The following is a 12910-nucleotide window of genomic DNA, read 5'->3' as shown; positions in this document are numbered from 1 at the left end:
GGCGGCCGCGCGGCTCGGGCCCGGTCAGACGAGGTCGGCGTCGTGGGTGAGCAGGGCGATCTGGGTGCGGTTGTCGCAGCCGAGCTTGGTGAGGATGCTCGAGACGTGTGACTTGACGGTGGTGACGCTCATGGCCAGTTCGGTCGCGATCTCGGCGTTGCTGCGGCCGTTGCCGATCGCCACGGCCACGTCGTGCTCGCGCGGGGTCAGCGCGGCGAGTGCGGTGCGGGCGCGTTCGTACGCGCCGGTCTGGGTCACGCTGCGCATCATGAGCTTTCGGGTGATCTCGGGTGAGAGTACGGGGTCTCCGGCGGCGACGCGGGTGACGGCGTCGGCGATGCGCGCGGGCGGGGTGTCCTTGAGCAGGAACCCGCTCGCTCCGGCGCGGAGGGCGTCGAGGACGTGCTCGTCGGTGTCGAACGTGGTCAGCACGATCACTTCGGGCGCATTGGGTCGCGAGCGCAGCCGCCGGGTCGCGGCGATGCCGTCCACATTGGGCATCTGAAGGTCCATGAGGACCACGTCGGGATGGTGGGCGTCGGCGGCGGTGAGCGCTTCGCGGCCGTCCCCGGCCTCGCCGACCACGACGATGTCGCCCACGCCGTCGAGCATCATGGACAGACCGGCGCGCACGAGGGCGTCGTCGTCGACCAGGAGCACGCGGATCACAGAGGCCATGGTAGCCGGGCCCGCAGCCGGAATCGGCCCTCCGCGCGCTCGTGGTCGAGCTCGCCGCCAGCGAGGCGCACCCGTTCGGTGAGACCGACCAGGCCCAGGCCCGCGCCGGGGATCGTCCCGGCCGTGCCGGGCTCGGGCAGCGCGTTGGACAGTTCGATCACGAGGTCCGCGCCGGGCTCGCCGGTCACGGTGACCTCGACGGGGCCCGCGGCGTGCTTGCGGGCGTTGGTGAGGCCTTCTTGGAGTACCCGGTAAGCGTTGCGGCCCAACGAGGGCGGCAGCGGCGATTCGGGGAAGTCGCCGCACAGCAGCACTTCTCGGCCGGTGGCGCGGGTGTCGGCCAGAAGCGCGTGCAGGTCGTCCCGGCTCGGCGGGGGCCCGGCGGTCGCGGCCTCGTCGTCCTCGCGGAGCAGGGTGATGACCTCGCGGAGTTCTTCGAGGGCCCGGTGGACGCCGTCGCGCACCACCCCGGCGGCGAGCGCGACCTTCTCAGGCGGCGCGTCGGGCCGGAATTCGAGCGCGCCCGCGTGCGTGGCGACCAGTGAAAGGCGGTTCGCGAGCACGTCGTGCATCTCGCGGGCCAGGCCGCGCCGCTCGGCCGCGCGGGCCTCGGCGACGCGGCGGCCCTGCTCGGCCTCGGCGCGGCGGGCGCGTTCGCGCAGGGAGATGAGGAGGAGCTGACGCGAGCGGGCGAGGGCGCCCCACCCGACGAGCCCGCCGTAGGCCACCGAGACCAGGAGCGCCCACCACCCGAACGTCAGCGAGGGATTGGGGTACCAGATCCATTGCAGGAGATGGACGCCGATCCCGACGGCGGCCACCGTGAGGGCCGCGGTGAACCTGCGCCGCCACGCGGTTTGGAGCGCGCCGATCGTCGCGGCCGGGGTGGCGACCGGGGAGAGCACGGCCAGGACGGCGGCGGCGAGCGCGCCGCTCACCGGTCGCCACAGCTGCCCCATCGCGGCGGCCAGGGCGAGTACGGCGACCGCGTAGTCGAGGGGCCCGAGCTCCGGGCGCGCCGCGAGGGACAGGCCGGTCAGCAGGCCCGCGCCCGCGGCCATCCCGGCGATCTCGGCGCGGCGGGGAGAACGAGGCTCGGTCACCGGGCCATGCTAGCCACGAGTGGTTGCCGCCGGTCACCTACGAAAGTAGGAGACGGGCCCTTCCAAGGCAGGTCAGGCCGCGGCTTCGCGGCCGATGTGCGGGGCCTTCGCGCGGACCAGACTGGGCGGCATGAACATTCACAGAACTCCGGTCGCAGCCGCGGTGATCCCGAAGCTGGTGCGGCGATGAGCGTTCCGTACGGGTACCTGGTGGGGCTGCTGCTCTTCGTCGTCGCGGCGGTCCGGTTGCCGCGCCTGCCGATGGGCCCGGGGACGGCGGTCTTCCTGGCCACGATCGCGGTCCTGGAGCTGCCGTTCCTCGCCGTCGCGGTCTTCGCCGCGAGCACCGCGCTCGCCTACGTCCAAGGCGACCTGACCTCCCCGGTGACGATCGTCGCGGCCCTGGTCGCGGGCTCGTGCGCGGTCTTGACGTTGTGGCGCGGTCTGCGCGCCCCGCGGGTGCTCCAAGACGCGATGGGGCCGACGCTGATGTCGACGCGGCTGCCGCTGTGGCGGATCTTGTCGATGCCGTTCGCCGTCCGGCCCCGCGAGGTCGAGCGGATCGCGAACCTCTCCTACGGCCCGGCCGGGAAGCGCAACCTGCTCGACGTCTACCGCCACCGCTCCGCCCCACAGAACGCGCCGGTGCTCATCCACTTCCACGGCGGCTTCTACACGATGGGACGCAAGAACACCCAGGCCCGGCCGCTGCTCCACCGGCTCGCCGCGCGGGGCTGGGTGTGCGTCAGCGCGAACTACCGCTTCCGCCCCGACGCTTCCCTTGAGGACCACATCATCGACGTCAAGCGCGTGGTCGCCTGGGTGCGGACCCACGGCGCCGACTTCGGGGCCGACCCCGAGCGGATCGTGCTGTCCGGCTCCTCGGCCGGGTCGCACATGTCGACCATGGCCGCGCTCAACCCGGACCAGCCCGAGTACCAGCCCGGGTTCGAGCACGTCGACACGTCCGTGTCCGCAGTCGTGGGCCTCGGCGGCTACTGGGGCCACTACTTCCACCGCCCCGAGACCGATCCGGCCGACCTGGCCCGGCCGGACGCGCCGCCGTTCCTGATCGTGCACGGCGCTGGCGACACCGTGGCCGACCCGGCGGACGCGCGGCGATTCGCCGACCGACTTCGCGCGGTCTCACGACAGCCGGTCGTCCACGCCGAGCTCCCTGGCGGCCAGCACGGGTTCGACCTGTTCCATTCGCCGCGCTTCGAGGCCGTGGTGAACGCGGTGGAGGCCTTCACCGCCGCCGCGTTCACCGCCGAGCGGTCACCTCAGCGCACCCGCCGGGAGTAGAAGTTCTGGGCACTGACCATGGCCTCGTAGTCGGCGAACGCGCGGTGCACCATGTCGTCGTCGAGGCCGTAGGCCCCGAGGGTGTACTCGTGCTTGCGGTCCCTCAGCGGCCGTTCGAGCGCCTGCCCGAGGTGGCCCTCGTCCTTGAGCGACCAGGACAGGCCGAGCTGGCGGTACAGGTCGGGCACGAACTTGTACGGGTCGTCCGCGAGGCGGTGGTAGGGCACGTCGACCACGGCCTCGGGGTGCTTCTGGCGGTAGGCCCGGCCCGACTCCACGATCTCGGACATGAGTTCCATCGCGTATTTGCCGAGCTCGATGCGATCCACTTTGGATACGAAGAGGCTCTGCGCGAGGTCGGCGAGGCTGCACAGCGAGCCCATGACGGTGACGGGGCTGCGATGGGTCCACACGAAGGTCGCGTCCGGGAAGACCTGCCGGATCGCGGGCATCTGCCCCAAGTCCATGGGGTACTTCAGGACCCAGCGGTGGACCGCGCCGTCTTCGGTGCGCGGGCGGCCGTACTGGAGCACCTGGAGCGCCGACTTCAAATACTCGTAGTCCACAGTGGTGTCGCGTTCGGCGAACCACTTCCGGTACTCGGGCATCGGCGCGTGGAACAGCAGGTGGTAGAGCCCGTGCGGCAAGAGGAACATGCTCTCTTCGGGCTTGCGGGCGTCCACGGGGTGGATGTGGTCGAAGTCGGGCGCGAACCGTGTGGCCGAGAACTGCTTGGACACGGCCTTGGCGAGTTTGTCCTCTTCGGACGCGTCGCGTTGCAGGTCGGTGCGTACCATCTCCCACAGGCGCGGGCCGCGACACTCCTTGGACCGCGCGAGCACCTGGTGGGCCAGCGTGGTGGCGGTGCGCGGCAGGCCGACCACGAACACCGGCCGCTCGATCGGCTCCTTCGCGATCTCGGGGTGGGCCCGATGCAGGTCGCGGATGCGCAGCCGGTTCACCAGGCGCGCTTGGGCGTCCATGAGCGTGGTGAACCACCCGATCGGCGAGAGGTTCGGGATTTCGGCCACGCAGCCGGTGAGGAACCGGAAGTCCTCGATCCACTGCGCGTCACCCTCGTCGACCCGGCTCCCGGCGGTCTTCTCGGCGCGCTGGACGGCCTTGGCCCAGGCCCGGTCGGGGTCCTTGCGCGAACGCAGCGTCGGCGTCATACCGACATTTACAACTTTAAATGCAAGTGTGGTGCGGTCACTGTTCATGTGGGGGTGGGGTCCTCTCGAATGACGACAGTCGGGGGAGACCGGATCGGGCCCGTGCGGGCGCCCGAGTCGATCCTATGACCCCCGCAATCGCAGGCGGCGACCTACACTTGCCCGTGAGCGAAAGGGTGTCCTATGCCGACCGCAGAACTCTCCCTCGGACCGATCGCCTACGAGGACAACGGCACCGGTCAGGCCGTACTCCTCATCCACGGCCTGTTGCAGAACGGCGACGTGTGGCGCGCGGTGGCCGCCGATCTCGCCGCCGACCACCGCGTCATCGTCCCGACCCTCCCTTTCGGATCGCACCGGCTGCCGCTGCGTCCTGACGCGGACTTCAGCCCGCGGACCGCGGCGCTGCTCATCGGCGAGTTCGCCGACGCCCTGGAGCTCCCTGAGGACGCCGTCTTCGTCGAGAACGACTCCGGGCGCCTCCAGCAGCTCGCCGCCGAGCGGCCCGAACGGGTGCGCCGCATGGTGATCGCCGGTTGCGAGGCCTTCGACAACTACCCGCCGAAATCCGGCGGGACCCTGATGACGGCCGCCGCGAAGGTCCCCGGCGGGATCTACGCGCTCAGTCTGGCGCTCACCCCGCGGCCGCTGCGCCGCGTCCCCGGCACCGGCTTCGCGGTCATGACCGCCAAGGAGGTGCCGCACGAACTCACCGACGCGTGGCTCGCGCCGCTGCGCGGCGACCGTGCCGTCCGGGCCGACCTCGTCAAATACCTGCGGAACACGCGCCGGGACGCGATGCTCGAAGCCGCCGAGGCGCTCCGCGGGTACACCGGCCGGGCCCTGATCGTCTGGGGGCGTCAGGACCGCATGATGCCGCCCGAGCACGGCCGCAGGCTCGCCGAGCTCATCCCCGGCGCCGAGCTGGTCGAGCTCGACGAGTGCGGGACCCTCATCCCGCTCGACCAGCCCAAGGCACTCGCCGAGGCGATCCGGGAATTCGCGCGCTGAACCGCGCTACGTCGGATTCGGTGGCGGCGTGGGCAACTCGCGCAACCGGATCACTGGGGAGAGCACGAGCGCGATGATCACCGCGGCGGAGGCCACGGCCGCGACCGTGAGCGCGCCGTGTGCCCCGATCCGGCCCGACAGCAGGCCCGCGAACAGGCCGCCGAGCGCGCCGCCGCCGAACAGGAGCGTGCGGAACACGGCGGTCATCCGGCCCATGAGTGCCTGCGGGGTGCTGGCCTGGCGCAGGCTCACGATGACCACGCCCGCCACGCCGAGCCCCAGGTAGGTGGTGAAGAACGAGAGGACGAACATCCCGATCATCACCGGCTGCGGCCCGCCCGCGACCACGATGAGCGTGGGCCCGACGAGCAGCATCGACTGGGCCACGAGGTAGACCATGCCGAGACGGAAGCGCCCGATCACCTTGCGGGAGATGACGGCTCCGATGAGGCCGCCCACGGAAGCGGTGGCGAAGATCGCGCCGAGGGTGGTGGAGGACAGCTCCAGGTCGCGGGTGCCGTACAGCAGGAACATCGTCCACACCGAGACCATCGACAGGTTGCAGCAGAACCCGATCAGCGCCAGCGAGCGCAGGATCGGGTTGCCCAGCACCCACTTCAGGCCGTCCCGCAGCTCGCTCGGCCAGTGGCGCCGCGCGGTCTGCTCGGGTTTGGGCTCTGGGGAGCGGATGAGCATGAGCGAGATCAGCGACACCAGGTACGAGAACGCGTCCACGATCAAGGCGATCGGGGCGGTGAGCGCCCCGACCAGGACGCCCGCGATCCCGGGCCCGGCCACCTCGGAGGCCGAAGCGCTCATCCCGAGCTTGGATCCGGCCTCGACGTAGTATTTCGGGTCCTTCACCAGAGTGGGCACATAGGACATCCAGCTGACGTCGAACAGCACCGAGACCACCCCGATCGCGAAGGCGATCACCAGGAGCGAGACCATGTCGAGCACGCCGACCCAGTACAGGATCGGCACCAGCGCGATGAGGATCATCCGGGTAAAGTTGGCGCCCAGCATGATCGGGCGCCGCCGGGCCCGGTCGACCCACACCCCGAAGATCAGGGCCAGCCCGAGGTACGGGACCAGTTGCAGGAAGCGCAGGACGCCGACCTGCTCGTCGGAGGCGTTGAACGCTAGGATCGCGGTCAGCGGCAGCGCGAGGTTGGTGACCTGCGCACCCAGGAGCGAGAGCGTCTCGCCGAGCCAGAACTTGAGGAAGTCGCCGTTGCGCCACAGGCTTTTGTACTGCGCCGGGGCCGGAGGCGTGGCCGTGGCGGTCATCGGCGGCCCTCGGACGCGAGCTCGGCGATCGCCGCGGCCACATGATCCACTTCGGACTCGGTGTTGTAGTAGTGCGGGGAGAGCCGCAGGCACCAGTCGACGCCCTTGTCGCCGAAGTCGTACTGCGCGAACTCGCGGAAGCTCAACGCGGAGTTGATGTCCCGCTCATCGACCGCGGCCTTGAACGGCTGCGGCTCCCAGCCTTCGATCGTGAACGTGACCAGCGCGGCCAGCAACGGCCCCTTGTCGAGCACCCGCACGCCCTCGATCGGGGCGAGCCGGTCCCGCAGCCGGGCCGCGAGCGCGGGGGTGCGCTGCTCGACGGCCTCGATCCCCACGTCCCGGGCGTAGCGCACGGCGGCGGCGCTGCCCAGCACTGTGGCGTAAGGGAACTCCCACTCCTCGAAGCGGGCGGCCGTGGCCACGGGCGTGTACTCCTCGGGCGCGGTCCAGCGCGCGCCGTGCATGTCGATGAACAGCGGCTCGTAGTCCTCGCGGAGCACGCGGTCGGACACGTAGAGGAACCCCGAACCCCTTGGGCCGCGCAGGAACTTGCGGCAGGTCGCGGTGAGGAAGTCGCAGCCGATGGCCTCGACGTCGATCGTGAACTGGCCCACCGACTGGCACGCGTCCACAAGGTACAGTAGGTCGAGTTCGCGGCAGTGGCGGCCGATCGCGGCCACCGGGGCCACGAGCCCGGAGTTGGTGGGCACGTGCGTGGCCGAGACCAGGCGGGGCCGCAGCGCGTGCATGAGCGTGGCCATCGCCTCGACGTCCACACCGCCTTCGGGGGCGTCCGGGGCGTGGACGATGCGCACGCCGAATCGCTTGCGCAGGGACAGGAACGCGATCTGGTTCGACACGAAGTCGTCCCGAGTGGTGAGGATGACGTCGCCGGGCTCGAACGGGATCGAGGCCAGGGCGTTGGCGTACGCGTGGGTGGCGCTGCCGGCGAACGCGATGTTGTCGGGCCCGGCGTTGATGAGCGCGGCGACCTCGGTGTAGAACTCGCGGACTCCGTCGGCGCGAGCGGCCGAGGCCTCGTAGCCGCCGATCTCGGCTTCGAGGCGGAGGTGCTCGATCATGGTGTCGCGCACGGGAGCGGCGAGCAGGCCGCAACCGGCGTTGTTGAAGTGGACGACGCGTTCGCAGCCGGGGGTGTCGGCCCGCAGCGCGGCCACGTCCAGGGCCGGAAGTGCTTCTCGATTCGAACCAGTAGCGCTATTATAGTCTCTCATGTACGAGAGTAGCACTTCTGGCGAGCTGGCCGACCGGCTGCGCGCGCTCGTGGCCCGCCTCGCGCCCGGAGACCGGCTGCCCAGCAGCCGAGAGCTGGTGCGCGAGTACAAGGTCGGCCCGGCCACCGTCACGCGCGCGATCGCCGCTCTCGCGGCCGAAGGCGCGGTGGTGACGCGCCCGGGCAGCGGCACGTTCGCCGCGCCGAGGAGCCAGGGCCGGGCCGCGGAGGCCGACACCGCGTGGCAGACCGTGGCCCTGACCGACCGCAGCGTCGACACCGGCCTCGTCGCCGACCGGCTCGCGCCGCCCCCGGCCGGGACCATCGCGATGGACGGCGGCTACCTCCACCACTCGCTCCAGCCCGCCCGCGCGCTCGGCGCGGCCCTCGCGCGGGCCGCGCGCCGCCCCGACGCGTGGGACCGCGCGCCGGTCGGCGGCCTCACCGCGCTGCGCACCGTGTTCGCCCGGCGCATCGGCGGCGACGTGACCGCCCAGGACGTGCTGGTCACCGCCGGGGGCCAGAGCGCGCTGTCGATCGCGTTCCGTGCCATCGCGGGCCCGGGCAGCCCGATCCTCGTCGAGTCGCCGACCTATCCGCTCGCGCTGGCCGCGATGCGCGCCGCGGGGCTGCGGCCGGTGCCGGTCCCGATCGACGCGGAGGGCCTGCGGCCGGACCTGCTCGCCGACGCGTTCGCGATGACCGGCGCGCGGCTGCTGTACGCCCAGCCCACGTTCCACAACCCGACCGGCACGGTGACCGCGCCGCATCGGCGCGAACAGATCCTCGACGTGGCGCGCGCGTCGGGCGCGTTCGTCATCGAGGACGACTTCGCGCGGGACCTGGGACACGGTGGGGCCCTGGCGAAACCGCTGGTCGCCGACGACCGCGACGGCACCGTCGTCCACGTGACCTCCCTGACCAAGCCCGCCGCGCCGAGCCTGCGGATCGGCGCGCTCACCGCCCGCGGGCCGGTCGCCGAGCGCATGCGGGCGGTGCGCATGATCGACGACTTCTTCATCGCCCGCCCGCTGCAAGAGGCCGCGCTGGAGGTCGTGAGCTCCCCGTCTTGGGACCGGCATGTGCGCGGACTGGCTGCGGCCCTTCGGGAACGGTGCGCGGCCCTGGCCGCCGCGCTGCATCGCCAGGCCCCGGGCGCGGCCGTCGAACGCCTCCCGACCGGCGGCCTGCACCTGTGGGCGCGCCTGCCCGCGGGCACCGACGACACCGCCTTGGCCGCCGCGGCCCGCGGGCTCGGCGTCACGGTCAGCCCCGGCAGCCGCTACTTCCCCACCGAAGCGCAGGCCCCGCACCTGAGGATTAGCTTCGCCGCCCCGGCTGACCTCACCGAGCTCACCGAAGGCGCCCGTCGCCTGGGGAAGGCGCTCGCGGGCTTCACCGACTTATCCGGCCTGATAGGACGAACGCGACGCCGCGATGTCACCGGCGTGCTCCACGGCCCATTCGGCAAGGGCCGAAAGGGGATCGAGCAGCGTGCGCCCGAGCGGGGTGAGGCGGTACTCGACGCTCGGCGGATTCGTGGGGAACACCTCGCGGTGCACGAGCCCGTCGGCTTCCAGGCCGCGCAGCGTGCGGGTGAGCATCCGCTGGCTGATGCCCTCGATGCCGCGATGCAGCTCGTTGAACCGGTACGGGCGCTTGCCGAGCAGCACGATCACCAGGATCGACCACTTGTCGCCAATGCGGCGCAGCACGTCGGTCACCGGGCACCGCTCGTACTCCTCGGCGGGCACCGGGTCCGGCAGCGGGGCGCTGACCAGGACGGGAACCTCCGTGTGCGTACCTGACATCGAACTGCCTCCTTGTGCGAGCGACAGCGGTTACCGAAGATGAGGGTGCGCACTATCGGTAACCACTTAAGGAATCCTGCCATGTCCGAGCCACACCACCCCCGAACCGTCGTCATCAGCGGCGGCACCGACGGGATGGGCCGCGCCCTCGCGCTGGCCCGCGCCGCGAGGGGCGACCGCGTCGTCGCGATCGGCAGCAACGCGGACAAGGGGACTCGACTCTTGGCCGAGGCGAACGGCCGCGTCGAGTTCCTCCAGGCCGACCTCTCCAGCGTCGCCGAGACTAAGAGGGTCATTGACACGATCGCCGAGAATCACACCACTGTGGATGGATTGTGTCTCTTCGCGAACCGGCAGTCGCCCAAGCGAACCGAGACGCCTGAGGGACTCGAGCGGACCTTCGCGCTCTACTACCTCAGCCGCCACCTGCTCGGCCGGGGCCTCGGGCCACTGCTGGGCCGCAGCCGGAATCCGGTGATCGTCAACGTCGCGGGTGTGGGGATGACCAAGGGCGAGATCCATTGGGACGACCTGCAACTCTCCCGCGGGTACGGCATGATCGCCGCGCAGCTCCAGGCGGGCCGGGCCAACGATCTCCTCGGCGTCGCCTACGCGGCCGAACCGGCGGGCCCGGCCAAGTACGTCCTGTACCACCCGGGCTTCACCAAGAGCGGCGACCTCAGTCCGCTTCCGGCCGCCGGGCGCGTCCTGCTCCGCCTGGCCGCGGGTGTGGCCGCGCATTCGGTCGAGCGGTCCGTCGCGCCGATCCACGGCTTCCTCGACCGCCCTCCGGCGGCGCGGCTCACCGCGAACGATCGTGGCAGGGAGCTCCCGCTGACGCTCCCGACCCTGAACCGGGCCAACGCGTCTCGCCTCGCCGAGGCCACGGCGAAGCTGCTCGCCGAGATCTGAACACCGAAACGGCACCCGGCGCGAGGCGGGTGCCGTTTCGGTGTCGTCCTATGTGGCGTGTTCAGGCGGCGGCGAGCTCGGCCTTGCGGGCGGCCGCTGCGGCGAGGCTGTCGGCGAGCTTGAGCCAGACCACCCCGGCGATGATGACGGCCAGCCAGAGCGCCTTGGCCAGCGTCAAGGTCTCGGAGAAGAAGATCGGCCCGAAGACCGCCGCGCCGACCGCGCCGATGCCGGCCCAGACCGCGTAGCCGATGCCCACGTCGATCTTCTTGAGGGCCACGCTGAGGAAGTAGAGGGTGAGCAGGAAGAACACGATCGCGGTCAGGGACCAGGTGAGGATGGTGAACCCGGCGCTGCCGTTGACGCTGAGGGCGTAGCCGACCTCGAACACTCCGGCGAGCAGCAGGGCGATCCAGGCGGCGTTCTTCTTGTTGGCGGTGGTCTTGGCGGTGGAGGCGTTGGTGGTCATGGTGGTTCCTTTCAAGAATGTGGTGAGGAGAAGTCGAGGTGGGGCGGGCTTCTAGTGCCCGCCGCCGGCGAGGTTGAGGCCCACGACGCCGATGATGACGACCGCGATGCCCACGAACTTGCGCCAGGTGAGGCGCTCGGAGAGGAAGAGCGCGCCGATGACCACGATCCCGACCCCGGCAAGCGAGGTCCAGAGGGCGTAGCCGACGCCGACGTCGAAGGTGAGGAGCGCGAGGCTGAGGAAGAAGGTGGCGATCGCGCCGCTGACCAGGGTCGCGGCGGTCCACCACGGCTTGGTGAAGCCTTGCGCTTTGCCCGCGGCGATGCCGACGGCGACTTCGAAGATGACGGCGATGGCGAGGAAGAGCCAGCTCATGGGAGGTGTCCTTTCGAGAATGCTTACTTAAGTGCTTGTACATACATGTTTTGTGAAGGCAGACGGGACCCAAGGTCCTGTGCGTGCCGGGGTGGGGTCTTGCGGGAGATCAGGAGGCGATGAGGGTGCCGACCTCGGTCAACGCTCGGGCGAGCCCCTTGGCGTCGAGCTGCGGCAGATCTTGCGCCGCGGCCTCGATCAGCTCGCGGACCCGGTCCTCGTACGGCTCGCGAACCTCGCGGACGAGCGCCTCGCCCTGCTCGGTGATGACCGCGTACACGCCGCGGCCGTCCTTTTCGCACAGATCCCGCTTCGCGAAACCCTTGCCCTCCAACCGACTCACCAGCCGCGTAGCCGAACTCTGGTTCAGCCCCACCCGATGCGCCAGGTCATTGACCCGAAGCTCCTTCTCCGGAGCCCGCGCCACCAACGTCAGCGCCCGATAATCGGTCAACCCGATCCGATACCGCTCAGCCAGCCACTTGTCCAACCCCGCGTCCACCGCCGAAGCGAAGGCCGCGATGGCCGCCCAAGACCCACTGAGACCCCCGGGATTCTCTCCCGCTCCATCTCTCTGCATGTGCATGCAAATAACTTAACACAACAATCCCCGGTGTCAACCCCACCCCCACCAAACCCCACCCACCAGCGAAAACACCTCACGTACGTCCGCCGAGGGGGCAGGCGCGGCCCCGCGCACGCCATGAGAACCCGATGGCAAGCGAATGACAAGATCCACCGCCTACAGTTCCGAGCGTTGGACGCGACGGCTCCGCGCGGCATCGTCGCGCTGGTCTGCACGCCCGGAATGAGGAAGCGCGACATGGACAACCGGATACTCGACGTGGAAGACGCGAAGGAACGCCTCGCCGCGTGGAAGGGGCGGGCGGATCAGCTCTCCGCCAACGCCGAGGCACTGAGCGAGCGGATGCGGGAACTCCGCATGACGGTGAACGACCCGAACCACCTGGTCGAAGTGACCGTCGATTCCAGTGGCGGCCTCATGCGCATCGAGTTCAGCCAGCGCATCAAGCAGGTGCGGGTCGAGGACCTCTCGCAGATCGTCATGGAGACGCTCAAGGACGCGAAGCGGCAGCTCGCCGATGAGGCCGGGCAGATCGTGGCCTCGACGCTCGGCACCGAGTCCGCGGCAGGTCGGGCGATCGCCGAACGAGTGCGCGACCAGCTCATGCCGTCCGACGATTCCGAGCGGCGGTGACCGGGATGGGGCAGGGCTACTCCGTCGAACCCGAGCAGTTGCGAACCCACGCCTCGCACCTTCTGGAGATCGAGGGCCGTTTCGCAGCGGTCTTGACCGCGAGCCAGCACATCGAACAGGACGAGGAAGCGTACGGGTTCTTCTGCGGATGGATCTCCACGATCCTCGAGGGGCGCCACCAGACCCAAGACGAGCTGATCGGCATGGTCGCCGCGAACCTGACGAGCGCCGCTGAAGCCTTGCGCGCCAGTGCAGACGACTACGAGGACACCGACGGCCAGAACGGTTCCGCGTTCGACGAACTCCAAAGCCGACTGTGGGAATGAGG

General features: G+C 70.5%; 14 protein-coding genes and 1 pseudogene. 6 read left to right on the top strand and 9 right to left on the bottom strand.

The window, feature by feature from the left end; genetic code table 11:
• Positions 1 to 24: 24 nt before the first annotated feature.
• Together AB0B28_RS02665 and AB0B28_RS02660 are read right to left on the bottom strand one after the other, a co-directional pair.
• Positions 25 to 678: a response regulator transcription factor gene (locus AB0B28_RS02665; RefSeq protein ID WP_360115328.1), complete on the bottom strand. Its 654-nt coding sequence runs from the start codon at positions 676 to 678 to the stop codon at positions 25 to 27.
• Positions 666 to 1781 carry a histidine kinase gene (locus AB0B28_RS02660; protein WP_360115325.1) on the bottom strand — a complete coding sequence of 372 codons (1116 nt, stop codon included), beginning with the start codon at positions 1779 to 1781 and terminating at the stop codon, positions 666 to 668. Before AB0B28_RS02660 ends, AB0B28_RS02665 begins: the two co-directional genes overlap by 13 nt.
• Positions 1782 to 1967: 186 nt before the next feature.
• Between AB0B28_RS02660 and AB0B28_RS02655 the strand changes: the two genes are divergently transcribed.
• A complete protein-coding gene (locus tag AB0B28_RS02655; RefSeq protein ID WP_360115322.1) occupies positions 1968 to 3086 on the top strand; it encodes an alpha/beta hydrolase in 1119 nt (372 codons plus the stop codon).
• Here AB0B28_RS02655 and AB0B28_RS02650 read toward each other — a convergent pair.
• Complete coding sequence (locus tag AB0B28_RS02650) at positions 3065 to 4258, bottom strand: sulfotransferase (protein WP_360115319.1); 1194 nt, start codon at positions 4256 to 4258, stop codon at positions 3065 to 3067. The two genes, AB0B28_RS02655 and AB0B28_RS02650, sit on opposite strands and share 22 nt — an antisense overlap.
• Positions 4259 to 4441: 183 nt before the next feature.
• On the opposite strand from AB0B28_RS02650, the gene AB0B28_RS02645 reads away from it, so the two are divergent.
• Entirely contained in the window at positions 4442 to 5269 is an 828-nt protein-coding gene (locus tag AB0B28_RS02645; protein ID WP_360115316.1) for an alpha/beta hydrolase, read from the top strand.
• 6 nt (positions 5270 to 5275) lie between these two features.
• Here AB0B28_RS02645 and AB0B28_RS02640 read toward each other — a convergent pair whose 3' ends face one another.
• The gene (locus AB0B28_RS02640) at positions 5276 to 6559 is read right to left on the bottom strand and encodes an MFS transporter (RefSeq protein WP_360115313.1); all 1284 of its coding nucleotides are present in this window, start codon (positions 6557 to 6559) and stop codon (positions 5276 to 5278) included.
• Positions 6556 to 7797 (bottom strand): aminotransferase class V-fold PLP-dependent enzyme, encoded by a 1242-nt coding sequence (locus tag AB0B28_RS02635; RefSeq protein WP_360115310.1) that lies wholly within the window; start codon positions 7795 to 7797, stop codon positions 6556 to 6558. The genes AB0B28_RS02640 and AB0B28_RS02635 overlap by 4 nt, the downstream gene beginning before the upstream one ends.
• Between AB0B28_RS02635 and AB0B28_RS02630 the strand changes: the two are divergent.
• Positions 7796 to 9175, top strand: a pseudogene (locus AB0B28_RS02630) (PLP-dependent aminotransferase family protein); the annotation flags it as partial. The gene AB0B28_RS02635 and the pseudogene AB0B28_RS02630 overlap by 2 nt on opposite strands.
• A 24-nt stretch (positions 9176 to 9199) precedes the next feature.
• Here AB0B28_RS02630 and AB0B28_RS02625 read toward each other — a convergent pair.
• Positions 9200 to 9607, bottom strand: a complete 408-nt coding sequence (locus AB0B28_RS02625) for a helix-turn-helix domain-containing protein (protein ID WP_360115905.1) — start codon at positions 9605 to 9607, stop codon at positions 9200 to 9202.
• 81 nt (positions 9608 to 9688) lie between these two features.
• On the opposite strand from AB0B28_RS02625, the gene AB0B28_RS02620 reads away from it, so the two are divergent.
• Entirely contained in the window at positions 9689 to 10519 is an 831-nt protein-coding gene (locus tag AB0B28_RS02620; RefSeq protein WP_360115307.1) for an SDR family NAD(P)-dependent oxidoreductase, read from the top strand.
• Between the two features lie 61 nt (positions 10520 to 10580).
• Here the strand turns inward: AB0B28_RS02620 and AB0B28_RS02615 are convergent, their stop codons facing one another.
• From AB0B28_RS02615 to AB0B28_RS02605, 3 genes are all read right to left on the bottom strand, one after another.
• Entirely contained in the window at positions 10581 to 10988 is a 408-nt protein-coding gene (locus tag AB0B28_RS02615) for a multidrug efflux SMR transporter (RefSeq protein WP_360115304.1), read from the bottom strand.
• Positions 10989 to 11039: 51 nt separating this feature from the next.
• A complete protein-coding gene (locus AB0B28_RS02610) occupies positions 11040 to 11363 on the bottom strand; it encodes a multidrug efflux SMR transporter (RefSeq protein ID WP_360115301.1) in 324 nt (107 codons plus the stop codon).
• Positions 11364 to 11472: 109 nt separating this feature from the next.
• Positions 11473 to 11853, bottom strand: a complete 381-nt coding sequence (locus AB0B28_RS02605; protein ID WP_360115298.1) for a MarR family transcriptional regulator — start codon at positions 11851 to 11853, stop codon at positions 11473 to 11475.
• A 267-nt stretch (positions 11854 to 12120) separates the two neighbouring features.
• On the opposite strand from AB0B28_RS02605, the gene AB0B28_RS02600 reads away from it, so the two are divergent.
• Both AB0B28_RS02600 and AB0B28_RS02595 read left to right on the top strand, forming a co-directional pair.
• Entirely contained in the window at positions 12121 to 12582 is a 462-nt protein-coding gene (locus AB0B28_RS02600; protein ID WP_360115295.1) for a YbaB/EbfC family nucleoid-associated protein, read from the top strand.
• A 5-nt stretch (positions 12583 to 12587) separates the two neighbouring features.
• Positions 12588 to 12908: a type VII secretion target gene (locus AB0B28_RS02595; RefSeq protein WP_360115292.1), complete on the top strand. Its 321-nt coding sequence runs from the start codon at positions 12588 to 12590 to the stop codon at positions 12906 to 12908.
• Positions 12909 to 12910: the final 2 nt, after the last annotated feature.

Origin of the sequence: Glycomyces sp. NPDC046736 (assembly GCF_040645615.1) — a bacterium.
Lineage (GTDB): Bacteria > Actinomycetota > Actinomycetes > Mycobacteriales > Micromonosporaceae > Glycomyces.
The sequence above is the reverse complement of the archived record's forward strand: the minus strand, read 5'-3'. Positions and strand labels throughout refer to the sequence as shown.

Coding starts and splice junctions, on each gene's coding strand:
- AB0B28_RS02665 (WP_360115328.1), bottom strand. CDS start 678: ATGGCCTCTGTGATCCGCGTGCTCCTGGTCGACGACGACGCCCTCGTG.
- AB0B28_RS02655 (WP_360115322.1), top strand. CDS start 1,968: ATGAGCGTTCCGTACGGGTACCTGGTGGGGCTGCTGCTCTTCGTCGTC.
- AB0B28_RS02650 (WP_360115319.1), bottom strand. CDS start 4,258: ATGACGCCGACGCTGCGTTCGCGCAAGGACCCCGACCGGGCCTGGGCC.
- AB0B28_RS02645 (WP_360115316.1), top strand. CDS start 4,442: ATGCCGACCGCAGAACTCTCCCTCGGACCGATCGCCTACGAGGACAAC.
- AB0B28_RS02640 (WP_360115313.1), bottom strand. CDS start 6,559: ATGACCGCCACGGCCACGCCTCCGGCCCCGGCGCAGTACAAAAGCCTG.
- AB0B28_RS02635 (WP_360115310.1), bottom strand. CDS start 7,797: ATGAGAGACTATAATAGCGCTACTGGTTCGAATCGAGAAGCACTTCCG.
- AB0B28_RS02625 (WP_360115905.1), bottom strand. CDS start 9,607: ATGTCAGGTACGCACACGGAGGTTCCCGTCCTGGTCAGCGCCCCGCTG.
- AB0B28_RS02620 (WP_360115307.1), top strand. CDS start 9,689: ATGTCCGAGCCACACCACCCCCGAACCGTCGTCATCAGCGGCGGCACC.
- AB0B28_RS02615 (WP_360115304.1), bottom strand. CDS start 10,988: ATGACCACCAACGCCTCCACCGCCAAGACCACCGCCAACAAGAAGAAC.
- AB0B28_RS02610 (WP_360115301.1), bottom strand. CDS start 11,363: ATGAGCTGGCTCTTCCTCGCCATCGCCGTCATCTTCGAAGTCGCCGTC.
- AB0B28_RS02595 (WP_360115292.1), top strand. CDS start 12,588: ATGGGGCAGGGCTACTCCGTCGAACCCGAGCAGTTGCGAACCCACGCC.